Source organism: Sulfitobacter sp. SBS6 (assembly GCF_048285585.1).
Lineage (GTDB): Bacteria > Pseudomonadota > Alphaproteobacteria > Rhodobacterales > Rhodobacteraceae > Sulfitobacter > Sulfitobacter pontiacus.
Window position 1 is genome coordinate 289,431 of the sequence record NZ_JBLWBA010000008.1, and the last position, 22,208, is coordinate 311,638.

At 63.1% G+C, this 22,208-nt stretch carries 20 protein-coding genes; 12 read left to right on the forward strand and 8 right to left on the reverse strand.

The genetic code is table 11. The features are described from left to right. Positions 1-99: 99 nt before the first annotated feature. Together edd and eda are read left to right on the forward strand one after the other, a co-directional pair. Positions 100-1,902: a phosphogluconate dehydratase gene (gene edd / locus ACNQ62_RS15120; RefSeq protein WP_348002205.1), complete on the forward strand. Its 1,803-nt coding sequence runs from the start codon at positions 100-102 to the stop codon at positions 1,900-1,902. A gap of 21 nt (positions 1,903-1,923) precedes the next feature. After that, positions 1,924-2,571 carry a bifunctional 4-hydroxy-2-oxoglutarate aldolase/2-dehydro-3-deoxy-phosphogluconate aldolase gene (gene eda / locus ACNQ62_RS15125; protein ID WP_005851466.1) on the forward strand — a complete coding sequence of 216 codons (648 nt, stop codon included), beginning with the start codon at positions 1,924-1,926 and terminating at the stop codon, positions 2,569-2,571. On the opposite strand, the gene ACNQ62_RS15130 is transcribed toward eda, so the two are convergent. Beyond that, entirely contained in the window at positions 2,568-3,092 is a 525-nt protein-coding gene (locus tag ACNQ62_RS15130; RefSeq protein ID WP_174226595.1) for a winged helix DNA-binding protein, read from the reverse strand. The genes eda and ACNQ62_RS15130 overlap by 4 nt on opposite strands. Before the next feature lie 184 nt (positions 3,093-3,276). On the opposite strand from ACNQ62_RS15130, the gene ACNQ62_RS15135 reads away from it, so the two are divergent. Next, positions 3,277-4,194 carry a lipid A-modifier LpxR family protein gene (locus ACNQ62_RS15135; protein WP_418095193.1) on the forward strand — a complete coding sequence of 306 codons (918 nt, stop codon included), beginning with the start codon at positions 3,277-3,279 and terminating at the stop codon, positions 4,192-4,194. Positions 4,195-4,287: 93 nt separating this feature from the next. Then, complete coding sequence (locus ACNQ62_RS15140; RefSeq protein WP_037943231.1) at positions 4,288-5,361, forward strand: Hint domain-containing protein; 1,074 nt, start codon at positions 4,288-4,290, stop codon at positions 5,359-5,361. A 33-nt stretch (positions 5,362-5,394) separates the two neighbouring features. Here ACNQ62_RS15140 and ACNQ62_RS15145 read toward each other — a convergent pair whose 3' ends face one another. Beyond that, a complete protein-coding gene (locus ACNQ62_RS15145; protein ID WP_418095194.1) occupies positions 5,395-5,964 on the reverse strand; it encodes a TlpA disulfide reductase family protein in 570 nt (189 codons plus the stop codon). 22 nt (positions 5,965-5,986) lie between these two features. On the opposite strand from ACNQ62_RS15145, the gene argH reads away from it, so the two are divergent. The 5 genes from argH (at position 5,987) to ACNQ62_RS15170 (ending at position 11,799) form a co-directional block, all read left to right on the forward strand. Further along, the gene (argH, locus tag ACNQ62_RS15150; RefSeq protein WP_243251207.1) at positions 5,987-7,378 is read left to right on the forward strand and encodes an argininosuccinate lyase; all 1,392 of its coding nucleotides are present in this window, start codon (positions 5,987-5,989) and stop codon (positions 7,376-7,378) included. Beyond that, positions 7,375-7,554, forward strand: coding sequence for a hypothetical protein (locus ACNQ62_RS15155; protein ID WP_005851482.1), 180 nt, complete (start codon positions 7,375-7,377; stop codon positions 7,552-7,554). The genes argH and ACNQ62_RS15155 overlap by 4 nt, the downstream gene beginning before the upstream one ends. After that, positions 7,551-7,754 carry a hypothetical protein gene (locus ACNQ62_RS15160; RefSeq protein WP_005851483.1) on the forward strand — a complete coding sequence of 68 codons (204 nt, stop codon included), beginning with the start codon at positions 7,551-7,553 and terminating at the stop codon, positions 7,752-7,754. The genes ACNQ62_RS15155 and ACNQ62_RS15160 overlap by 4 nt, the downstream gene beginning before the upstream one ends. Before the next feature lie 148 nt (positions 7,755-7,902). Further along, positions 7,903-9,168, forward strand: a complete 1,266-nt coding sequence (gene lysA / locus ACNQ62_RS15165) for a diaminopimelate decarboxylase (protein ID WP_037943238.1) — start codon at positions 7,903-7,905, stop codon at positions 9,166-9,168. Between the two features lie 39 nt (positions 9,169-9,207). After that, positions 9,208-11,799 (forward strand): TIGR02302 family protein, encoded by a 2,592-nt coding sequence (locus ACNQ62_RS15170; protein WP_418095195.1) that lies wholly within the window; start codon positions 9,208-9,210, stop codon positions 11,797-11,799. Between the two features lie 52 nt (positions 11,800-11,851). On the opposite strand, the gene ACNQ62_RS15175 is transcribed toward ACNQ62_RS15170, so the two are convergent. Next, entirely contained in the window at positions 11,852-12,760 is a 909-nt protein-coding gene (locus ACNQ62_RS15175) for a zinc-ribbon domain-containing protein (RefSeq protein WP_418095196.1), read from the reverse strand. A gap of 165 nt (positions 12,761-12,925) precedes the next feature. Between ACNQ62_RS15175 and ACNQ62_RS15180 the strand changes: the two genes are divergently transcribed. The 3 genes from ACNQ62_RS15180 to ACNQ62_RS15190 are packed head-to-tail and all read left to right on the forward strand — an operon-like array spanning position 12,926 to position 15,236. Next, entirely contained in the window at positions 12,926-13,603 is a 678-nt protein-coding gene (locus ACNQ62_RS15180; RefSeq protein WP_074636275.1) for a cell division ATP-binding protein FtsE, read from the forward strand. After that, positions 13,600-14,505 (forward strand): cell division protein FtsX, encoded by a 906-nt coding sequence (locus ACNQ62_RS15185; RefSeq protein ID WP_005851493.1) that lies wholly within the window; start codon positions 13,600-13,602, stop codon positions 14,503-14,505. The genes ACNQ62_RS15180 and ACNQ62_RS15185 overlap by 4 nt, the downstream gene beginning before the upstream one ends. Continuing rightward, complete coding sequence (locus tag ACNQ62_RS15190) at positions 14,505-15,236, forward strand: lysophospholipid acyltransferase family protein (RefSeq protein WP_132997166.1); 732 nt, start codon at positions 14,505-14,507, stop codon at positions 15,234-15,236. Before ACNQ62_RS15185 ends, ACNQ62_RS15190 begins: the two co-directional genes overlap by 1 nt. A gap of 108 nt (positions 15,237-15,344) precedes the next feature. Here ACNQ62_RS15190 and lpdA read toward each other — a convergent pair whose 3' ends face one another. The 5 genes from lpdA to ACNQ62_RS15215 all read right to left on the reverse strand — a co-directional run bounded on the left by lpdA (position 15,345) and on the right by ACNQ62_RS15215 (position 22,201). Then, on the reverse strand, positions 15,345-16,733 hold the full coding sequence (lpdA, locus tag ACNQ62_RS15195) for a dihydrolipoyl dehydrogenase (RefSeq protein ID WP_418095197.1): 1,389 nt from the start codon (positions 16,731-16,733) through the stop codon (positions 15,345-15,347). 147 nt (positions 16,734-16,880) lie between these two features. Further along, entirely contained in the window at positions 16,881-17,276 is a 396-nt protein-coding gene (locus ACNQ62_RS15200; RefSeq protein WP_005851499.1) for an MAPEG family protein, read from the reverse strand. Positions 17,277-17,288: 12 nt separating this feature from the next. Further along, positions 17,289-17,675 carry an MAPEG family protein gene (locus ACNQ62_RS15205; protein WP_005851501.1) on the reverse strand — a complete coding sequence of 129 codons (387 nt, stop codon included), beginning with the start codon at positions 17,673-17,675 and terminating at the stop codon, positions 17,289-17,291. A 30-nt stretch (positions 17,676-17,705) separates the two neighbouring features. Further along, complete coding sequence (gene odhB, locus ACNQ62_RS15210) at positions 17,706-19,235, reverse strand: 2-oxoglutarate dehydrogenase complex dihydrolipoyllysine-residue succinyltransferase (RefSeq protein WP_005851503.1); 1,530 nt, start codon at positions 19,233-19,235, stop codon at positions 17,706-17,708. 2 nt (positions 19,236-19,237) lie between these two features. Further along, complete coding sequence (locus ACNQ62_RS15215) at positions 19,238-22,201, reverse strand: 2-oxoglutarate dehydrogenase E1 component (protein ID WP_037943252.1); 2,964 nt, start codon at positions 22,199-22,201, stop codon at positions 19,238-19,240. Positions 22,202-22,208: the final 7 nt, after the last annotated feature.

Sequence of the window (22,208 nt, forward strand, 5' to 3'; positions counted from 1 at the left end):
ACGGGTTTGCAAATGGCACATGCGCGTGATAAGTTAGCGCTAACATACTCACGTCTTTGTAGGAAGGCCCTTAGGCCCACCCACGTCACGAAGGAAAGCATGATGTTGAACGATACCGTAGCCCGTGTCACCGACCGGATCATCGAACGCAGCGCGCCAAGCCGGGGGGCCTATCTGGCGCGGATGCGCCGCGCCGCCGAGGAAGGGCCGGCACGGGCGCATCTTTCGTGCAGCGGGCAGGCGCATGCCTATGCCGGTGCGGGGCAAGACCAAGCCGCGCTGGCGACGCAATCGGCGGGCAATATCGGGATTATCACGACTTATAATGACATGCTGTCGGCGCACCAGCCGTTTGAACGCTTTCCGACCCTGATCCGCGACACCGCGCGCGCGGCGGGCGGGACGGCACAGGTTGCAGGCGGCGTGCCTGCGATGTGTGACGGCGTGACCCAAGGCACCCCGGGGATGGAGCTGAGCCTGTTCTCGCGTGACATCATCGCCATGGCGGCGGGTGTCGGGCTTAGCCACAACACTTTCGATTCCGCGATCTATCTGGGGGTCTGTGACAAGATCGTGCCCGGTCTGGTGATCGCGGCGCAGGCTTTCGGGCATCTGCCGGCGGTGTTCCTGCCTGCGGGGCCGATGACCTCGGGCATCTCCAACGACGAGAAAGCGATCGTGCGCCAGAAATTCGCCGCAGGCGAGGCCACGCGCGAAGAGCTGATGGCGTCGGAGATGGCGGCCTACCACGGGCCGGGCACCTGCACCTTCTATGGCACCGCCAACACCAACCAGATGTTGATGGAGTTCATGGGCCTGCACCTGCCCGGCGCGTCCTTTGTGAACCCCAACACGCCCCTGCGTGATGCGCTGACCGTTGCGGGGACGCAGCGGGCGCTGGCGATCAGCCATCTGGGCAATGAATACACACCCGTTTGCGATGTGCTGGACGAAAAAGCCTATGTGAACGGCATCGTCGGCCTGCATGCGACGGGCGGGTCGACCAACCTGCTGATCCACCTTGTCGCGATGGCGCGGGCCGGTGGGATCGTGCTGGACTGGCAGGATTTCTCTGACCTTGCCGATGTCACGCCGCTGCTGGCGCGGGTCTATCCGAACGGCTTGGCCGATGTGAACCACTTCCACGCGGCTGGGGGCTTGGGCTTTATGATCGGTCAGCTCATGGCGGGCGGCTTGCTGCATGACGAGGTCAAGACCATCGCGGGCGACGGGCTGTCGCGCTATACCCAAGACCCCAAGCTCAAGGATGGCGCGATCGAATGGGTCGCAGGCCCGACCGAGACGCTGAACGAAAAGATCGTGCGCCCCATTGGCGATCCGTTCCAGCCCACGGGCGGGTTGAAACGTCTGGCAGGGAACCTTGGCAATGCGGTCACCAAAGTCTCTGCCGTGAAGCCGGAGCATCACATCGTCGAAGCCCCGATCCGCGTGTTCCATGACCAGGAAAGCGTGAAAGACGCCTATCGCAATGGTGAGTTCAACGAGGATGTCATCGTCGTCGTGCGTTTTCAGGGGCCCAAGGCCAACGGCATGCCCGAATTGCACAGCCTGACGCCGGTGCTGGCGAACCTGCAGGCGCGCGGGTTGAAGGTGGCGCTGGTCACTGACGGGCGCATGTCCGGTGCTTCGGGCAAGGTATTGAGCGCGATCCACGTGTGTCCCGAAGCGGTGGACGGCGGGCCGATTGCACGTTTGCAAGACGGTGATATCGTGCGCGTCGACGCCCGCGACGGGCAGCTGACGGTCCTGACCCCCGGCGCGATGGATCGCCCGGTTGCCACGGCTGATCTGTCGGGCAATGAATACGGGCAGGGGCGCGAGCTGTTTGCCACTTTCCGCAACACGGTTGGCGCGGCTGATACCGGCGCCAGCAGCATTTGAACCTGACCAGAGGATGATCCGATGACCCCGCAAGACGCCAGCGCCGCTGCCTATGCCATCTGTAAACGTGCCCCCATCGTGCCGGTCCTGGTGGTGCATGACGCGCTGCACGCCCGCCCCCTGGCCGAAGCTTTGGTCGCAGGCGGATTGCCCGCGCTAGAGGTGACGCTGCGCACCGATGCCGCGCTTGAGGTCATTGCCGAGATGGCCAAAGTCGAAGGCGGCGTTGTCGGGGCGGGCACGTTGCTCACCCCCGATGATGTCAAACGTGCGGTGGATGCGGGCGCGACCTTTGGGGTGTCGCCCGGTGCCACGGATAAACTGCTGCAAGCGGCGGAAGATCTGGGCCTGCCGATGTTGCCCGGTGCCGCCACCGCGTCAGAGGCGATGCGTCTTTATGAACGCGGCTATGATATGCTCAAGTTCTTCCCAGCCGAAGCTGCGGGTGGGGCGCCCTTCCTGAAATCGCTGTCCTCGCCGCTGCCTCAGGTGCGGTTCTGCCCCACGGGCGGCGTGAGCCCTGCCAATGCGGAAAGCTACCTGTCGCTGCCCAACGTGGTGTGCGCGGGCGGCAGCTGGGTCGCGCCGGACAATCTGATGCGCAAGGGCGATTGGGCGGCGATCACCGAGTTGGCCCGCGCCGCCAGCACCCTAGGCAGCCGCGGCTAAAGCGACGCCGCCGCGCGGCTGGCCTGATCATACTGACCCGAGATCGCGCGTAGCTGCGCCGCGATCTCGCGCAGGTCGTCGCCTTTGATATCGGTGCGCCCCATGCTGTCGATCAGGCAGGTGTTGCGCACCGCGCGGTAGGTCTCTATCAGCTCGGCCCCGCTGGCGGAGGTGCGATAGAACACCTCCTTTCCGCGTTTCTCGGCCTCTAGCAGGCCGGATTTCAGCAGTTTGCGCAGCGCGTAGTTCACCGTATGCGTATCTTCGATATTCAGCAGAAAGCAGATGTCCGTCAGCCGTTTTTCACGGTCGCGGTGGTTGGTGTTGTGCAGGACCAGAATTTCCAGCGGGGTCAGGTCGGCATTGCCCGCCGCCGCCATGCAGCGCGACATCCAGCGCGAGAAGGCGTTATAGGCGATGATCATCCCGTATTCGAGCTCGGACGCCTCCCATCCTTCGCCCTCGGCAAGGTGACGGGACGAGACGATACGGCGGGACGGGTGCGATTTTGGGTCTGACATCAGTGCCTCAAGGCTGGTTTTCACTGTCGTTATGTTAGCGAATTGTCGGTATCGCGCAATCCGCCTGTGCGCCAAGGACACGCCCGCCCGAGAAAAATGTACCAAGGATAGCGCGACGCGGCAGGGCGCGGTAGCAAAGGGGCAACGGGTGCCGACCCTTACAGCCATTGCGATAGGAGTGACGATGCTGCGATTTCTTGTGCCGGTATTGGCCGCGCTTTTGCTTTTGCCCGTGGGTGCGCAGGCGACAGAGCGGGAACGCCTTGGCTATGGCCGTCTGATTTCCAATGATTCCATCGGAGAGTTTCGCGACCGCGAGCGCACGGGCGCCTATGTGTCGTCCCGCGTCTGGGGGCCTGAGTGGACGGGGCGCTTGCCGGACCGCTTTGGGCAGTTGATCGAGCTGCGTTTGGGGGTAGAGGTATTCTCCCCCGCGAACCTGCGTCGCCCGCAGGCCGGATCGCGCCCATGGGCCGGTGCCCTGTCCGTCGGGATGCACGCCCATTTCGAACGCGATGCTGTGGAATATTCGGTCGGGGCGGCGATCTATGCCACCGGTCCGCAGACCCATCTGGATGACCTGCAACGGGGCATTCACGACATCATCGACGCGACCTCGCCCTCTGATCGGGTGTTGGATAACCAGATCGAAGACGGCTTTCACCCTACGGTTCTGGTCGAGATCGGGCGCAGCTTTCCGATGGGCGCGCGGACAAGCCTGCGCCCCTTTGTCGAAGGGCAGGCGGGGATAGAGACATTCGTTCGCGCGGGCTTTGACCTGACCTTTGGCAACATCACACGCGGGGAAATGTTGGTGCGCGACAGCACCACCGGCCAGCGTTACCGCGTGGTGCAGAACCGCGACGCGACGGGCTTTGGCTTTGTCGTTGGGGCCGATATCGCGCGCGTCAGCGACAGCGTGTTCCTGCCGTCGGATCGTGGCTATGACCTGACCCCGCGCCGTGATCGTGTGCGTGCCGGGGTGCATTGGCAGGGCAAGCGGGCCTCGGCGTTCTATGGTCTGACGTGGCTGGGCAAGGAATACGAGACGCAGCCCGATCACCAGCTTGTCGGCTCTGTACGCATCAAGATCGACTTCTGACGCGCAGGCACCGTGCATAGGGTGATTCGTTCTTTCCAGCGGGGAACGGTTTTGATAGCCTTGGGGCAATAATAATACGACGAGGCACGAACAGTGGTCAAAACGGGCTTTCGAGGCACGTTTGTCATAAGCTGGTCGCAGACAGAAATAGACGGGCTGGACGCCGCACCGGTGCAATCCCTCAAGGTGGGGGCAGCCTGGGCGTGGCGGGGCGATTCAATTCGCGTTGACGGGCCGAATGACGTGTTGCGGCTGGATCAGGCGGACGAGGCAGGGGATCTGCGCAGACGGGCTGCGCGGATGGTGCATCGTTTGGTCGGGGCCGCGCTGGACGGCACCACGCCGCCGCACCGGTCTTTCGCCAGTGACCGCGACACCCCTTTGATGGACAACAGCTTTACCGTGACCGACGGCGCGCAGACCTATCTGGTGACAGTGATCGAGGTCGGTCAGGGCAGCCAGCCGCTGCTGATGTTCCTTGACGCGCTGCCGCCGCGCAATACCGATCTGTGGGTCGTCGCGCATACATTGAATACCGCCGCGGCGGATCGTGCGGCGCAATACAGCAGCGGCGTCATCTGCTTTACCCCCGGCACGATGATCCGCACCGCCGATGGCGCGCGCCGGATCGAACAACTGCGCGAGGGCGATCACGTCCAGACGAAAGACAACGGCCTGCAACCCGTGCGCTGGATCGGCAGCCGCCGGATGAGCGGGGCGCGATTGTTCGCGATGCCGCAGCTGCGCCCCATCCGGTTTCGCGCCGGTGCTTTGGGGGATGCTCAGCCTGACGCGGATCTGCTGGTGTCGCCCAGCCACCGGATGCTGGTAAAGGGGCGTGTCGCCCATGACTTGTTCAACACGGACGAGGTGCTTGTCACCGCGCGGGATCTGGTGAACGGGCGCAGTGTCACCATCGATGCCCATGCGCGCGAGGTGACCTATATCCACCTCCTGCTCGATTTCCACGAGGTGCTTTGGGCCAATGGCGTAGAGACGGAAAGCTTTCACCCTGCCTCTGCCGCGCTAGAGACATTGGACGCGACCGACCGCGCGCGGCTGCTGGACCAGTTTCCGCAGATCGCCTTTGATCCGCATACCTATGGCGGCTATGCGCGGCGTAATCTGTCGATGTCCGAAGCGGCGATCCTCGCGCACGCCGCCTGACGCCGCCGGATCGCCTGCTTTCTTGGGGCGGGCCTAGCTGTCTGCCTTGCCCGCGATCAATGCCTGCACGATGGCTTTTGCGCTGTCGCTTGACCAATCCGCATCACCGCGCAGACGCGCGATTTCGCGTCCCTCGGGGTCCATGATCACGGTGATCGGCAGGCCGAAAATGCCCATCTGACTGGCCAGCGCCTGTTTCGGGTCTTGGTGGCGTGGCAGGCTATCGACGCCCGCATCCGCGAAGAACCGTTTGATCCCGTCGGGCGTGTTGCGGCCCGTGGCGATGGTCAGCACTTCGAAATCATCGCCGCCGAATTCCTTTTGCAACGCGTTCAGCTGCGGCATTTCCTTGCGGCAGGGCGCGCACCACGTGGCCCAGAAGTTGATCATTACATATTTGCCCTGCCACGCCTCAAGCGTCGTCTCGCCGCCGTCATCCTCAAGCTGGAACGCGACAGAGGAGGTGGCAACGGGGGAATCGTGCACGACCAGTTTCTTCATATCACCGTCGCGCAGGGGCTTGATGTCGGCGCTTTGCCCAAAGCTGGGGTTTGCACCAAGGGCAAGGGCCGTATAAACGAGCGCGAGCATAATCTTTTTCATTTTCCCTCCGAGGGGTTGCCTGATGACCGATACGACTTCGAACAAAATGTGGGGTGGCCGTTTTGCCGCCGGACCAGACGCGATCATGGAGGCGATCAACGCCTCGATCTCGTTTGACCAGCGTATGGCCGCCCAGGACATTGCCGGGTCGCGTGCCCATGCTGCCATGTTGGCTGCACAAGACATCATTAGTGATAGCGATGCCGACGCCATTCGGAAAGGGTTGCTCACGGTGTTGTCAGAGATCGAGGGCGGGACATTTGCCTATTCGACCGCGCTGGAAGACATCCACATGAACGTCGAGGCGCGCCTGAAAGAGGTGATCGGCGAACCGGCAGGCCGTCTGCACACGGGCCGGTCGCGCAACGATCAGGTCGCGACCGATTTCAAACTGTGGACCCGCGACCAGTTCGACGCCGCTGAAACCGGATTGTTGGCGTTGATCAAGGCCTTGCTGGGTCAGGCAGAGGCCGGAGCCGATTGGGTCATGCCCGGTTTCACCCATTTGCAGACCGCGCAGCCGGTCACTTGGGGCCACCACATGATGGCCTATGTCGAGATGTTTGGCCGCGATCTGAGCCGGATGCGCGACGCACGGGCGCGGATGAATGAATCGCCTTTGGGCGCGGCTGCGCTGGCGGGCACGTCCTTTCCGATCGACCGCGACATGACCGCACAGGCGCTTGGCTTTGACCGTCCGGCCGCCAATTCGCTGGACGCGGTCAGCGACCGTGACTTCGCGCTTGAATTCCTGAGCGCTGCGTCGATCTGCGCCATGCACCTGAGCCGTTTCGCCGAAGAGCTGGTGATCTGGTCCTCGGCGCAGTTCCGTTTTGTGACCCTGTCGGACCGTTTCTCGACCGGGTCGAGCATCATGCCGCAGAAAAAGAACCCCGACGCGGCAGAGTTGATCCGCGCCAAGATCGGCCGGATCATGGGGGCCAATGTGGCCCTGATGATGGTGATGAAGGGGCTGCCGCTGGCCTATTCCAAGGATATGCAGGAAGACAAGGAACAGGTCTTTGACGCCGCGGACAACCTGATGCTGGCGCTGGCCGCGATGGAAGGCATGGTCAAGGATATGTCCGCCAACCGCGAAAGTCTTGCCGCAGCGGCGGGATCGGGCTTTTCCACCGCGACCGATCTGGCCGATTGGCTGGTCCGCGTGCTGGGGCTGCCGTTCCGCGATGCGCATCACATCACCGGATCGCTGGTGGCGCTGGCCGAACAGAACGGCTGCGACCTGCCGGACCTGACGCTGGAGCAGATGCAATCGGCCCATGGCGACATCACGGCAGATGTCTTTGACGTTTTGGGCGTGGAAAATTCCGTCAATTCGCGTATGTCTTACGGGGGCACTGCGCCCGCACAGGTGCGTGCGCAGGTGGCCCGCTGGAAAGGGATCATCGGATGAAACCCGTTGCTGCTATTGCCTTGTTGCTGACTCTCGCCGCCTGTGGTGTGGACGGGGAACCCGTGCCGCCGCAGGTCAATAGCACGGTGACGCTGTCGTCGTCGGGCATGTCGGTGGGCACTGGCGTCACCCTTGGCCGCGGCCCGTTCCGGCTGGGTCTGGGGGCGGCGCTGTGATCCGCGCGGCGGTGCTGGCCGTGGTTGCACTGGCGGTGCTGGCGGGCTGTGACAGCGCGCAACGCCATGCGCCGTCTGCCCATGACAGCCGCGCCTATCCCCCCGCGACGGATACCGCCACCCGCAAGCATCGCAGCAACTATGAACCCGGTGTGCATATCTCGGGGCATGTGGATGTGGGCGTTTCAAAGACATTCTGACCGCCGGGGCGGGTGGCGCTGATTGCCATTCCCGCCGCCTTTGGTATTGGGGTAAGCTGTGGTCTGCCGCGATGCCTGTCCCTGCGGTCCGCCGCCCGTAAACGATCGCCGGCAGCTTTCGGCGGGAAAAGCTTAGGAGCCTGAAACTATGGATCATTTCCTGTACCGCGATGGCGCGCTGTTCGCCGAGGATGTCGCCATCTCCGAGATCGCAGCCGCGGTCGGCACGCCCTTTTACGTCTATTCGACCGCCACGCTGTTACGCCATTTCAAGGCATTTGACGATGCGCTGGACGGGATGGATCATCTGGTCTGCTACGCGATGAAAGCGAACTCGAACCAAGCGGTTCTGAAAACGCTCGCGCAGGCGGGGGCGGGCATGGATGTGGTGTCGGCGGGGGAATACCTGCGTGCCAAGGCGGCAGGCGTGCCCGGCGACAAGATCGTGTTCTCGGGCGTGGGCAAGACCGTGTCGGAAATCCGGCTCGCGCTTGAGGGCGGCATCCGCCAGTTCAACGTCGAATCCGAACCCGAGATGGAGGTGCTGGACGCCGTCGCGCGGTCGATGGACAAGGTCGCGCCGATCACCATCCGCGTGAACCCCGATGTCGACGCCAAAACCCATGCCAAGATCGCGACGGGCAAGTCCGAGAATAAATTCGGTATCCCCATCGCCCGCGCCCGCGAGGTCTATCGCATGGCCGCCGCGATGCCGGGCCTGGAGGTCGTGGGCATCGATGTGCACATCGGCAGCCAGCTGACCGATTTGACGCCGTTCGAACTGGCGTACCAGAAGGTTGCGGAGCTGACGGAACAACTGCGCGCCGACGGGCATACCATCCGTCGTCTGGATCTGGGCGGCGGGCTGGGAATCCCCTACGAGCGTAGCAATGCCGCCCCGCCACTGCCCACGGATTACGGCGCAATGGTGCAAAAGACGCTTGGTCATCTGGGCTGCGAGATTGAGATCGAGCCGGGCCGCCTGATCGCGGGCAACGCCGGCCTCATGGTGAGCGAGGTGATCTATGTCAAATCCGGCGAGGGCCGCGATTTCCTGATCATCGACGGTGCGATGAACGACCTGATCCGCCCCGCCATGTACGAAGCCCATCACGATATCATCCCCGTCGTCGAAGCCGAAGCAGGGGCCGAGCAGCAGCCCTATGACATCGTCGGGCCGGTCTGCGAATCCGGTGATACCTTTGCCAAGCAGCGCATGATGCCAAAGCTGGCCGCGGGCGATCTGGTGGCCTTCCGCAGTGCCGGTGCCTATGGCGCGGTGATGGCCAGCGAATACAACTCTCGTGCGCTGATCCCCGAGGTGCTGGTCCATGGCGATCAATTTGCGGTTATCCGCCGACGCCCGACCTTTGACGAAATGATAAATCGCGATACCATTCCTGAATGGCTGTGACCGCGCCTTGCGTGTCCGGCTTTTGAAAGCAGGGCCCGCATGACGCTTTTCACCGCCAAGGATGACGACCACTCGCCCGAGCAGGGTCTCAAGTCGATCCGTTGGCCCCTGCGTCTGACCTGGGCCGGTATCTGGGCCGAGGTGTTGGTGCAGGCGTTCTGGCCGCTGATTGCCTTGGTGCTGGCTGTTCTGGCCGTGCTGATGCTGGGGCTGCACGATACCGTGCCGATGTCCGTCGTGACCGGCGCTGTCGTTGCTGTGACGCTGGCCGCTGTCGGGGCGCTGGTCTATGCGCTGCGCCATTTACGCATCCCCCGCCGGATAGAGGCGCTGACCCGCCTTGACGCCAGCCTGCCCGGACGCCCCATTCAGGCGCTGATGGATGTGCAGGCGATCGGCACGGGGGATGATGCCTCTGCTGCGGTGTGGCAGGCGCATCAGCGCCGCATGGCCGCCCGTGCCGCCGCTGCGCAGGCGGTGCCTGCGGACTTGCGCGTGGCGCGCCGTGATCCCTTTGCCCTGCGCTATGTCGCGCTGCTGGCTTTCGTTACGGCGCTGGTCTTTGGGTCGGTGCTGCGCATCGGGTCGGTTGCGGGTCTGACGGCGGGCGGAGGGGCGTTGGCCTCGGGGCCAGTCTGGGAAGGCTGGGCGGAGCCGCCGCGCTATACCGGCAAGCCGACGCTCTATCTCTCTGATCTTGCGGAGGGGCCGTTGAACCTGCCTGCGGGCACGTTGATCACCCTGCGCATGTATGGCGAATTGGGGGCGCTGTCGGTGACCGAGACCGTCTCGGGCCAGCCCCGTCCAGAAGGGGACACCCCCGCCATCGTGCAGGATTTCAAAGTCAGCCAAAGCGGGCAGATCGCCATCGACGGGCCGAACGGGCGCGCGTGGGACGTGACGATGCTACCCGATGCCAAACCGCAGGTCGAGATTGCAGGCCCGCCCGAGGTGACCGCCCTTGGCGAGATGCAACTGCCCTTTGTGGCGCGGGACGACTATGGCGTCGAGGCGGGCGAGGCGCGGATTGATCTGGATCTGGCCGCTGTGGACCGCCGCTATGGGCTGGCGATTGACCCTGACCCGCGGGCCGAGGTGATCGTACCGCTGTCGCTGCCCATTGCCGGGGACCGCCGTGATTTCGAAGAGAACCTGATCGACGATTTTTCCAAACATCCTTGGGCCAACCTGCCGGTCACCGTCACGCTGAGCGTGCTGGATGCGTCGGAACAACAGGCGACCACCCCGCCGACGCAGATGACCCTGCCGGGACGACGCTTTTTCGATCCGCTGGCGGCGGCCGTTGTCGAACAGCGGCGCGATCTGCTGTGGGCCAAGGGCAACGCCGACACCCTCGCGCAGGTCTTGCGGGCGGTGTCCTATCGGCCGGAGGATGTGTTCCGCTCTGACACGGCGGCGCTGCGCTTGCGGCGGCTGATTGAACGGATCGAAATTCGCGCCCGCTATGGTTTGTCCGACGAGGTGCAGGCCGAGATCGCGGATGATCTGTGGGATCTAGCGATTGAGCTGGAGGAAGGCGTGCTGGCCGATGCGCTGGACCGGATGCGCCGCGCACAGGAGCGTTTGCAAGAGGCGATGAAGAACGGTGCCTCGGACGCCGAGATCGCAGAGCTGATGGAAGAGCTGCGCCGCGCCACCGACGACTATATGCGCCAGCTGCAACGCCAACAGGCGCAAGAAGGTGAGAACGGCGACCAGCAGCAAGGCCAGCAGGGCGAGACCATGCAGATGACGCAGGACGACCTGCAACGCATGATGGACCGGATTCAGGAGCTGATGGAGCAGGGCCGCATGGCCGAGGCGGAACAGGCGTTGCGCGAGCTGCAAGAGATGATGGAGAACATGCGTGTTACCCAAGGCCAGCCGGGCGAAGGTGGGCAATCCGAGGGTGAACAGGCGATGGAGGGGCTGGCCGATAGCCTGCGTGAGCAGCAAGAGCTAAGCGATCAGGCGTTCCGCGATTTGCAGGACAGGTTCAACCCCAATGCCGATGATGGCCAGCAACAGGGGCAGGACCAGGGCCAGCAACCCGGCCCGCAACAGGAGGGCAACCAGCCCGGCCAACCGGGGCAGCAGCCGGGCCAGAACAACGGCCAGGGCGAACCGGGGCTGGGACAGGGATCGATCGCTGACCGTCAGCAAGCGCTGCGCGATGAGCTGCGCCGTCAGGAAGGGCGTCTGCCCGGTAGTGGCACCCCCGAAGGTGACGCCGCGCGCGATGCGCTGGACCGTGCCGGCCGCGCGATGGACGGTGCCGAAGAGGCTTTGCGCCGCGACGATCTGGCCGAAGCGATCGATAACCAGTCGCAGGCGATGGAAGCGCTGCGCGAGGGTATGCGCGCCTTGGGCGAGGCGATGGAACAGGACCAGCAAGCGTCCGAACCCGGACAAGGCACCGCGCAGGGCAACCGCCGTACCGAGAACACGGACCCTTTAGGGCGCGAGCAGGGGGCGAATGGCGCGCAGGGGTCAGAGGGTGATCTGGCGCTGGATAATGACGCCTATGGCCGCGCGCGTGAACTGCTGGACGAGATCCGCCGTCGCTCGGGCGAGGCGACGCGGCCAGAGGTCGAACGCGACTACCTGCGCCGTCTTCTGGACCGCTTCTGATAGGATTGATGACGAAAGGACGGGACCGCCAAAAGGTCGGGCCCGATCCGTTTTAGCTGCCCGACTGCGACGCCCGTGCATCCAGCCATTGCAACGTTGATTGCAACATCTCGTCCAGCCATTGTCGCGCGCTGTCCACCTGCGCGACGTAAAGCGCAAGATAGGGGCGCAGCGCGGGCACCGCTTCCGAGATTTGCGGCGAAAAGACGTATAGCAGCACCAGCACAGAGGCGAGCGCGACAATCAGCACGAACCCGCGGCTGAACCCGCTACGCTGTTTCGTGTCCGCATGGGTATCGCGCCCGGCGTCTGCGCCTGTGTTCGGGATCACGCGCCGTTCTGATCCGGTGCGCAGGGTGGAGTTGATCTCTTCGATATCGGGCAGCAATTCGCGGCGCGATGCAACGGCCGCCGCGGCGGCTGTGGTCTCGGCAGCGCTGTGCTGCTCTTCGCCGCGCAGACGCGACATGCGGGCCTTGGCCTGCTGCGCGCGGTCGCTTTCGCTGGGTTGGTCTGCTTCTTCAAGCCCCAGATCAGGCTGGCTTTCAAGGGTCTGAGCCTGACGACGACGGCGGGCTTCTTGTTCCGCCTCGGCCTCTTGCCGGAGAATATCCGCGACCGAAGGGTCAAGCTGCTTGCGCGGTGGCGGGGCGGGATGCGCGGATTCGCCCGCGTCGGGGTCTTCCGCTGCGTCTTCGTCGGGCTCGGGTGTGCTTGCCGGGGCGGGCGTATCTGCATCGCCTTCGCGCGCGACGCCGTCATCCGCATCCTCGCGCGCGGACAGAGCGGCGGAAACCGTGCTGATCCTGCCGTCATCCTCTTCATCGAGAGGGGGGAAATCGGGGTGGTGCTGGAACCAGGTCTGGCCACAGTTCGAACATTGCACATCGCGACCGGAAGAGGGCATCACCTCGTCCGGGACCTCGTACTGCGCATCGCAATTGGGACAGATCAGTCTCATGTTGCGCCCCGAACCATTGGAAACCTCTTCGTTTTCACGTCAGATCAACCTTATGTCCTAGAAAACCGTAGGAAAAGTGCAATCTTCATGCAATGGCTGCGCCGGGGTGCATTGAAACCCAAGCGGTGCTGGGGCACAACAGTTCAAACCAAGCGGGATATGCGTGTGATCGAGTTTGAAAACGTGGCCTACAGCTATGGCGGGGGCGAGCTTTTGTCCGATATCTCGGTCAAGCTGGCGCCGGGGTCGTTCCATTTTCTGACGGGTCCGTCCGGCTCTGGCAAGACCACGTTGATGAAGCTTTGCTATGGCGCGCTTCTGCCCACGGCGGGGCATGTATCGCTGTTTGGCAAGGACGTGCGTGCGATGGACCGCGATGATATCGCGATGATCCGGCGACGTGTGGGCGTGGTGCACCAGGATTGCCAATTCCTGAACCATTTGCCGGTTGCCGAAAACATCGGTTTGCCGCTGACCGTGTCGGGCCGCCATGCGGAAACCGGCGGCGACGATCTGCAAGAGCTGCTGTCGTGGGTCGGGCTGAGCAGCCGCGCCGAGGCCCTGCCGCCAGAGCTGTCGGGCGGTGAGCGCCAGCGTGCGGCGCTGGCCCGTGCGGTGATCATGTCGCCCGATGTGGTGCTTGCGGATGAACCCACCGGCAACGTCGATTGGGAAATGTCGCAGCGTCTGCTTCGCCTGCTGGTAGAGCTGAACCGCATGGGCAAGACCGTGTTGATCGCGACCCACGATCTGGGGCTGATCCGTGCCACCAAGGCGCAGGTGCAGGCGCGCGTCTTGCGTATCGCCAACCGGCGCATCCAGTTGGCGGGGGCGGATTTATGAAGATGCTGCGCATTGCGCTGACCGCGCTGTGGAACGGCGACCGTCAGGCGGACCGTGTGGTGCCGCCGTCGGGGTTTACCGCGCAGTTGACCCTGTTTGCCGCGGGAACGATGGCGTTTCTGGCGGTCTTTGCGCTGGCGCTGTCGCTGGCCTCGGGACGGTTGGCGAATATCTGGGGGCAAGAGTTGGCACGTACCGCGACGATCCGTGTTGTGGCCCCCATCGACCAGCGCAGCGCCCAGACCGAGGCCGCCTTGCGCATCCTCGAGACGACCAAAGGCGTCGCCACAGCCCGCGCCCTCACGGATGAAGAGCAGCAATCCCTGCTGGCCCCCTGGTTCGGTCCGGAACTGGCCATTGATGCCCTGCCGGTGCCCCGCCTGATCGAGATCATCGAAGAGGACGACGGCATGGACGCCGATGGCCTGCGCCTGCGCCTCGCGGCAGAGGTGCCAGGGGCGGTTCTGGACAATCACAGCCGCTGGCGCGCGCCGCTGGTCAAGGCCGCGTCGCGGCTAAAGCTTCTGGGCTGGGTATCCATGATCCTGATCATCGCGACGCTGGCCGCGATGGTGACACTTGCCGCCAATGCGGCGCTGTCGGCCAACGCTCAGGTCATTGCCGTTTTGCGTCTGGTGGGCGCGACCGACAGCTATATCGCGCAGGCCTTTATCCGGCGTTTCACCCTGCGCGCGCTGACCGGCGCTGCGGCAGGCACGGGGGTCGGGCTGCTGGCGATACTGCTGTTGCCAAGCACCGCTGACGCGGGGGGCTTTCTGACGGGTTTGGGCTTTCAGGGCTGGCACTGGGTTGTGCCGCTGGTGATCCCGTTTCTGTCCGGTGGCGTCGCCTTTGCGGCGACAGGGGCGGCCGCGCGCCGTACATTAAAGGAACTCGCATAATGTTGCAGTGGATACGATCGTTGACCTTCATCGTGCTGGCCACGGTCTATATGCCGCTTCTGGGGCTGCTTTACGCGCCTTGGGCGATGTTCTCGAGGCGGGGGGCCTATGCCGCGTGCAAGGCCTATGCGGCGGGGACCATGTGGATGGCGAAGGTCATCGTCGGGTTGCGGTGCGAGGTGCGGGGCGACGTGCCGGACGGGGCCGTGTTGGTCGCGGCCAAACACCAGTCTTTCCTTGATATCCTGATGATCTTTCACATTCTGCCACGCGCGAAATTCATCATGAAACGCGAGATCCTGATGACGCCGGTGATCGGGCAATATGCCAAGCGCATGCAGATGGTCGCGGTGAACCGTGGCAAACGTGGTGCGGCGATTTCCAAGATGCTGGCCGATGTCAAAGCGGGCGAGGCCGAACCGGGCCAGCTTGTCATCTATTCGCAGGGCACACGGGTCGCGCCCGGCCTGTCGGTCCCCTATAAGGCAGGCACTGCCGCACTTTACGAGCAGATGAACCAGCCCTGCGTCCCCGTTGCCACCAACGCGGGTTACTTCTGGCCACGGCGCGGGCTGTACCGGCGTCCGGGTGTGGCAGTGGTCGAGTTCCTGACCCCCATCGCACCGGGGTTGGAGCGGGCCGCCTTCATGAAACGGCTTGAAGAAACGGTCGAGACACGGTCGGATGCGCTCTTGGCGGAGGCGGGGTTCAAAGCCCCTCAACCGAGATAGGCGCCGCCCATACCGATCGACGCCACGCGGTTAGAACACAACGGTTAGAACACAAAAAAGGGTGGGCCAAACGGTCCACCCTTTGTCGTTTCAATACAGGCGGCTGCCTTACATGTGGATCGGGCCGTCGCCACAGGCCAGCGCCGCTTCGCGGACCGCTTCGGAGTAGGTCGGGTGCGCGTGGCAGGTCATCGCCAGATCCTCGGCAGAGGCACCGAATTCCATCGCAACGCAGACCTCGTGGATCAGATCGCCGGCACCGGGGCCGATGATATGCGCGCCGAGGATGCGGTCGGTTTCCTTGTCGGCGATCAGCTTGACGAAGCCTTCGCCCGCGAAGACGGCCTTGGCACGGGCGTTGCCCATAAAGCTGAACTTGCCGACCTTATAGGCGCGGCCCGCTTCTTTCAGCTGCTCTTCGGTGGCACCGACATTGGCAACCTCGGGGTGGGTGTAGATCACGCCGGGGATCACGCCATAGTTCACGTGGCCATGTTTGCCTGCCACGACCTCTGCTGCGGCCATGCCTTCGTCTTCGGCCTTATGCGCCAGCATCGGGCCTTCAATGACGTCGCCGATAGCGTAGATGCCTTTGACCGAGGTTTCCCAGGTGTCGCTTACCGCGATCTGGCCGCGTTTGGTCAGCTCGACCCCCAGACCTTCAAGGCCCAGACCGTCGTGGAACGGCTTGCGGCCGGTGGAGACGAGAACAACATCGGCGTCCAGCGTATGTTCGCTGTCATCCTTGCGCAGCTTGTAGGTCACCTTGGCTTTGGTCTTGGAGGCTTCGGTGCCTTGTACGGCGGCACCCATGACAAAGTTGACGCCCTGCTTTTTCAGGATACGCATAAAGTTCTTTTGGACTTCGCAATCCATGCCGGGGGTGATCGCATCGAGATATTCGACAACCGTCACCTCGGCCCCCAGACGCGCGTAGACAGAGCCGAGTTCGAGCCCGATGACACCCGCGCCGATCACGACCAGCTTTTTCGGGATCTTGTTCAGCGACAGCGCGCCTGTGGAGGTGACGACGACCTTTTCGTCAACCTCGACACCGGGAAGGGCAGAGGGTTCGGACCCTGTGGCGATGATGATGTTCTTGGCCTCGTGGACCTCGTCACCGACCTTGACCTTGCCAGCTTCGGGGATGGTGGCCCAGCCTTTGATCCAGTCGATCTTGTTTTTCTTGAACAGGAACTCGATCCCCTTGGTGTTGGTGTCGATCGTGTTCTGTTTGTAGGTCTGCATCTGCGCCCAATCGACCGAAGGGCTTTTGCCCTTGAGGCCCATATCGGCAAAGTTGTGTTCGGCTTCGTGCAGCATATGCGTGGCATGCAGCAGCGCCTTGGACGGGATACAGCCGACGTTCAGGCAGGTGCCGCCCAACGTCTCGCGGCCCTCGACACAGGCGGTTTTGAGGCCCAGTTGGGCGCAGCGGATGGCGGATACATAGCCGCCGGGGCCGGAGCCGATGATGATGACATCGTAGCTGGACATGGAAGGTCTCCTTGGTGGTCGGGAATTGGGGTAGAGTAGAAAGTGTGGCGTTCAGGCATGAAGGGGCGGGGCGTGTTGTGGTCAAGGCTAGGGGGCGCTGCCCCCGTGCGCAAGCGCACGCCCCCGGGATCTATGCCATTTGGAAGATCAAAACAGCGCGGCCAGCAGCATCAGCACCGTCGCACCAAGGCCCACGGCCCAGATCAGCGAGCGTCCGGGACGCAGGCCAAGCGCATAGGCTGGCACATAGGCGACGCGGGCCGCGAGGAAGATCCATGCGAGAATGGCGGTGTAGGTCGTGTTCTGGCCGGACATCTGCAGCACCACGACGGCGACGGCGAAAAGCGCCAGCGCTTCGAACATATTGTTAAAGGCGCGGCCCAGACGGGCGGTCCTGTCAGAGAGCGATTTCGACGGCTCTCGGTCGCGCGCGGACATGGTGTAGCCGGGGCCGACCTCGCGGTTGGCAGGGATCGCATAGGCGACAAAGGTCACGACCTGGAGCAGCGCCGCGAGGGTCAGAACAGTGAGTTCGGGTGTCATCTTGGCGGTCCGCTATAGCGCGAGGAAATAGAGAATGGCGGTGGCGGCAAAGCCCGCCAGCCATGCGAGGGTCCGGATCGCGGGCACGCCAAGCGCATAGACCGGCAGATAGATGATCCGCGCGATGAGGAAGACCTGTGCGGCCAGCAGGGACGTGGCATTGGTGCGGTCCAGCATTTCGAGGATCAGCACCGCCGGGGCAAAGAGCGCCATTGCCACGATGGAGTTGTCCAATGCGCGTTTCAGCCGGGCCGTCATGCCGGTCATCGACCGGTCTTCGTCGCGCGACGAGAGCAGATAGCCCAGGCTGAGTTGTTGCGCACCGCCCAGAACCTGAAGCAAGATTGTCAGCATAACGAGCAGGCCATAGGCGGCGAGTATCGTGGTCTCTGTCATCATTTGTCCTTTCCGGGCGGTGGGTGTGGTGGGTTACAGGTCCATCAGCAGGCGGCGTGGGTCTTCGAGCGCTTCTTTCACGCGGACGAGGAAGGTCACGGCACCTTTGCCGTCCACGATGCGGTGGTCATAGCTGAGCGCCAGATACATCATCGGACGGATCACGACCTGACCGTTGATCGCCATGGGGCGGTCCTGAATCTTGTGCATCCCGAGAATACCCGATTGTGGCGGGTTCAGGATCGGCGAGGACATCAGCGAGCCATAGACACCACCGTTAGAGATAGTGAACGTGCCGCCCTGCATTTCCGCCATGGAGAGTTTGCCGTCGCGGGCCTTGGCCCCCAGTTCACCGATTTCCTTTTCGATGTCGGCAAAGGACATCGCTTGCGCGTCCTTGACCACGGGCACGACCAGACCGGTGGGTGTGCCGGCCGCGATGCCCATGTTGACGTAGTTCTTGTAGACCACATCGGTGCCATCGATTTCGGCGTTCACTTCGGGTACTTCGTTCAGGGCGTGGATACAGGCCTTGGTGAAGAAGGACATGAAGCCGAGTTTGACGCCGTGCTTTTTCAGGAACAGATCTTTGTATTCGTTCCGCAGGGCCATGATCTCTGTCATGTCGACCTCGTTGTAGGTCGTCAGCATGGCGGCGGTGTTCTGGCTGTCTTTCAGACGTTTCGCGATGGTCTGGCGCAGACGGGTCATCTTGACGCGTTCCTCGCGGGCGGCGTCCTGGGGTGCCGATGGGGCGCGTGGCGCGGCTGCGGCAGGTTTTGCCGCGTTCTTGCCAGCGGCAACAGCCTTGGCCACGTCTTCCTTCATTACACGTCCGTCACGGCCTGTGCCGGTGACCTGATCGCGGCTGATGCCGGCTTCGGCCATGGCTTTCTTGGCGGAAGGCGCGTCTTCGACATCGCCCGAGGGCGCGTTGCCGGGGGCAGGGACCTGACCGCCCGCTTTGGGTTCAGCGGTATCATCGGCGGGTTTGCTTGCGCTGCCGCCTTCGCCCTGGCTGATCACGGCGAGCTTGCCGTTGGCCTCGACCGTGCTGCCTTCTTCGGCGATGATCTGGGTCAGCGTGCCCGATGTCGGCGCGGGCACTTCGACGCTGACCTTGTCGGTTTCCAGCTCGCACAGCATTTCATCGGCTTCGACGTGGTCACCGACGGTCTTGAACCACGTGCTGACGGTCGCCTCGGACACGGATTCGCCCAAGGTGGGGACCATGACGTCGACATCATCCGCAGCGTCGCGGGGTTTCACGTCTTCGGCACCAGCATCGACCGCCTTGGGGGCTTCGGATTTCGCCGGGGCCGCATCCCCTTCGGAGATATTGGCCAGCAGCGCGTCAACGCCGACGGTTTCGCCTTCGGCGGCGACGATGTCGGCCAGAGTGCCCGCCACGGGGGAGGGCACTTCGACGGTGACCTTATCGGTTTCCAGCTCGCAGAGCATTTCGTCGACTGCGACGCTATCGCCGGGCTTTTTGAACCATGTTGCCACGGTCGCTTCGGTTACGGATTCACCCAAGGTAGGGACGCGTACTTCGCTTGTCATGGTTATTTTCCTTCGATGGTCAGCGCTTCGTCAACGAGGGCTGCTTGTTGTGCTTTGTGTTGGGAGGCAAGGCCGGTCGCAGGCGAGGCCGAGGTGGCGCGACCGACATAGGTCGGACGGGTGTGGGTGGCGTCGATACGGCCCAGAACCCATTCGATATTGGGTTCAATGAAGGACCATGCCCCTTGGTTCTTGGGCTCTTCCTGACACCATACCATTTCCGCATTCTTGAAGCGTTCCAGCTCTTTCACAGCGGATTGCGCGGGGAACGGGTAGAATTGTTCGAAACGCAGCAGGTAGATGTCGTCGATGCCACGGGCGTCGCGTTCTTCCAGCAGGTCATAGTAGACCTTGCCCGAACACATGACGACGCGCTTGATCTTGTCGTCCGCCGCCAATGTGGTGTCCGAGTTGCCCTGTTCCGCATCGTCCCAGAGGACGCGGTGGAAAGAGGAGCCGGTGGTGAATTCCTCGGCCTTGCTGACGGCCAGCTTGTGGCGCAGCAGGGATTTCGGCGTCATCAGCATCAGCGGCTTGCGGTAGCTGCGGTGCAGCTGGCGGCGCAGCAGGTGGAAGTAGTTCGCGGGCGTGGTGCAGTTCGCAACGATCCAGTTGTCGCCGCCGCACATGGTCAGGAAGCGTTCCAGACGCGCGGAGGAGTGTTCGGGCCCTTGCCCTTCATAGCCATGGGGCATCAGGCAGACGAGGCCGGACATGCGCAGCCATTTGCTTTCGCCCGAGGAAATGAACTGGTCGAACATGATCTGCGCGCCGTTGGCAAAGTCGCCGAACTGCGCTTCCCACAGGGTCAGCGCGTTGGGTTCCGCCAGCGAGTAGCCGTATTCAAAGCCCAGAACCGCGTATTCCGACAGCATGGAGTCGATGACTTCGTATTCTGCCTGACCTTCGCGGATGTGGTTCAGCGGGTAGTAGCGGTCTTCGTTTTCCTGGTTGATCAGGGCCGAGTGACGCTGCGAGAAGGTGCCGCGGGCAGAGTCCTGACCGGACAGACGAACCTTGTATCCTTCGGTCAAGAGCGAGCCAAAGGCCAGCGCCTCGGCTGTGGCCCAGTCGAAGCCTTCGCCGGATTTGAACATCTCGGCCTTGGCGTCCAGCAGGCGCGCCACGGTTTTATGCAGCGGAAAGCCGTCGGGTGCGGCGGTCAGCGCCTTGCCCACATCCGCCATGGTTTCGGCGGCGATGGCTGTCTTGCCACGCTGGTATTTCTTTTCCTTGGCCTTATCGAGGTGCGACCACTTGCCATCCAGCCAATCGGCCTTGTTGGGGCGGTATTCTTTGCCGGCCTCGAATTCAGTGTTCATCTTCTCCTGGAAAGCGGCTTTCATATCCTCGATCTCGCCCTCGGGGATCAGGCCGTCTTTCACTAGCCGCTCGGTATAGAGCGTCAGCGTGGTCTTTTGCTTTTTGATCTTCTTGTACATCACCGGGTTGGTGAACATCGGCTCGTCGCCTTCGTTGTGACCAAAGCGGCGGTAGCAGATCAGGTCGATGACCACGTCTTTCTTGAACTTCTGACGGAATTCCGTCGCCACGCGGGCCGCGTGCACGACCGCTTCGGGGTCGTCGCCGTTGACGTGGAAGATCGGAGCCTCGACGACCAGCGCGTTATCGGTCGGATAGGGGCTGGAGCGGCTGAAGTGCGGCGCTGTGGTGAAACCGATCTGGTTGTTCACCACGATATGCATGGTCCCGCCGGTACGGTGCCCGCGCAGGCCCGAAAGGGCGAAGCATTCGGCCACGACACCCTGACCGGCGAAAGCCGCATCCCCGTGCAGCAGGATCGGCATCACGGAGGTGCGTTCCTTGTCGTTCAGCTGGTCCTGCTTGGCGCGGACCTTGCCCAGAACAACGGGGTTCACCGCTTCGAGGTGGGACGGGTTGGCGGTCAGCGACAGGTGGACGGTGTTGCCGTCGAATTCACGGTCGGAGGACGCGCCGAGGTGGTACTTCACATCGCCGGAGCCGTCGACATCATCGGGTTTAAAGCTGCCGCCCTGAAACTCGTTGAAGATCGCGCGGTAGGGTTTCTGCATGACGTTTGCCAGCACCGACAGACGGCCACGGTGCGGCATGCCGATCACGATGTCCTGAATGCCCAGTTGACCGCCGCGCTTGATGATCTGTTCCATCGCGGGGATCAGGCTTTCGCCCCCATCAAGGCCGAACCGCTTGGTGCCCATGTATTTGACGTGCAGGAATTTCTCGAAGCCTTCGGCTTCTACCAGCTTGTTGAGGATGGCTTTGCGGCCATTGCGGGTGAACTGGATTTCCTTGCCGTAGCCCTCGATCCGCTCTTTCAGCCACGCGGCCTGTTCGGGATCAGAGATGTGCATATATTGCAGCGCGAAGGTGCCGCAGTAGGTGCTTTTGACGATATCGACGATCTGTTTCATCGTCGCGATCTCGAGGCCAAGCACATTGTCGATAAAGATCGGGCGATCCATGTCCTTGGGCCCGAAGCCATAGGCGGCCGGGTCCAGTTCAGGGTGGGTGTCGCTGTCGCGCATGCCAAGCGGGTCAAGATCGGCGGCAAGGTGGCCACGGATACGGTAGGCGCGGATCAGCATCAACGCTCGGATACTGTCGAGCACGGCACGTTGTACCTGCGCGTCAGACAGTTCGATCCCCTTGGAGGAGGCTTTTTCGGTAATCTTCTGACCGGCGGCTTTCGCTTCGGTCGGGACGGGCCACTGGCCGGTCAATGCAGAGGTCAGATCGTCCTGCGGGACGGGGGGCCAATCGCTGCGCGCCCAGGACGGGCCTGCGGCCTCTGCCTGAACATCGGCGTGGTCATCGTCCATCGCTTCGAAGAACGCCTGCCATGCGCCATCAACCGCATTGGGATCGCTGGCATAGCGGGCATACATTGCCTCTAGGTATTCGCCGTTCTGCCCCTCGAGAAAGGAGGTATCGTGGAACTGGTCGTTTTTGGGTTGGTCTGTCATGGCGATA

Excerpts from the sequence above, each read along its gene's own strand:
- ACNQ62_RS15130 (WP_174226595.1), bottom strand. The coding sequence starts at position 3,092 with ATGTCAGACCCAAAATCGCACCCGTCCCGCCGTATCGTCTCGTCCCGT.
- odhB (WP_005851503.1), bottom strand. The coding sequence starts at position 19,235 with ATGACAAGCGAAGTACGCGTCCCTACCTTGGGTGAATCCGTAACCGAA.
- ACNQ62_RS15145 (WP_418095194.1), bottom strand. The coding sequence starts at position 5,964 with ATGAAAAAGATTATGCTCGCGCTCGTTTATACGGCCCTTGCCCTTGGT.
- ACNQ62_RS15215 (WP_037943252.1), bottom strand. The coding sequence starts at position 22,201 with ATGACAGACCAACCCAAAAACGACCAGTTCCACGATACCTCCTTTCTC.
- ACNQ62_RS15185 (WP_005851493.1), top strand. The coding sequence starts at position 13,600 with ATGAAGATGCTGCGCATTGCGCTGACCGCGCTGTGGAACGGCGACCGT.
- ACNQ62_RS15205 (WP_005851501.1), bottom strand. The coding sequence starts at position 17,675 with ATGATGACAGAGACCACGATACTCGCCGCCTATGGCCTGCTCGTTATG.
- ACNQ62_RS15200 (WP_005851499.1), bottom strand. The coding sequence starts at position 17,276 with ATGACACCCGAACTCACTGTTCTGACCCTCGCGGCGCTGCTCCAGGTC.
- lpdA (WP_418095197.1), bottom strand. The coding sequence starts at position 16,733 with ATGTCCAGCTACGATGTCATCATCATCGGCTCCGGCCCCGGCGGCTAT.
- ACNQ62_RS15135 (WP_418095193.1), top strand. The coding sequence starts at position 3,277 with ATGCTGCGATTTCTTGTGCCGGTATTGGCCGCGCTTTTGCTTTTGCCC.
- ACNQ62_RS15190 (WP_132997166.1), top strand. The coding sequence starts at position 14,505 with ATGTTGCAGTGGATACGATCGTTGACCTTCATCGTGCTGGCCACGGTC.
- lysA (WP_037943238.1), top strand. The coding sequence starts at position 7,903 with ATGGATCATTTCCTGTACCGCGATGGCGCGCTGTTCGCCGAGGATGTC.
- argH (WP_243251207.1), top strand. The coding sequence starts at position 5,987 with ATGACCGATACGACTTCGAACAAAATGTGGGGTGGCCGTTTTGCCGCC.
- ACNQ62_RS15155 (WP_005851482.1), top strand. The coding sequence starts at position 7,375 with ATGAAACCCGTTGCTGCTATTGCCTTGTTGCTGACTCTCGCCGCCTGT.
- ACNQ62_RS15170 (WP_418095195.1), top strand. The coding sequence starts at position 9,208 with ATGACGCTTTTCACCGCCAAGGATGACGACCACTCGCCCGAGCAGGGT.
- ACNQ62_RS15175 (WP_418095196.1), bottom strand. The coding sequence starts at position 12,760 with ATGAGACTGATCTGTCCCAATTGCGATGCGCAGTACGAGGTCCCGGAC.
- edd (WP_348002205.1), top strand. The coding sequence starts at position 100 with ATGATGTTGAACGATACCGTAGCCCGTGTCACCGACCGGATCATCGAA.
- eda (WP_005851466.1), top strand. The coding sequence starts at position 1,924 with ATGACCCCGCAAGACGCCAGCGCCGCTGCCTATGCCATCTGTAAACGT.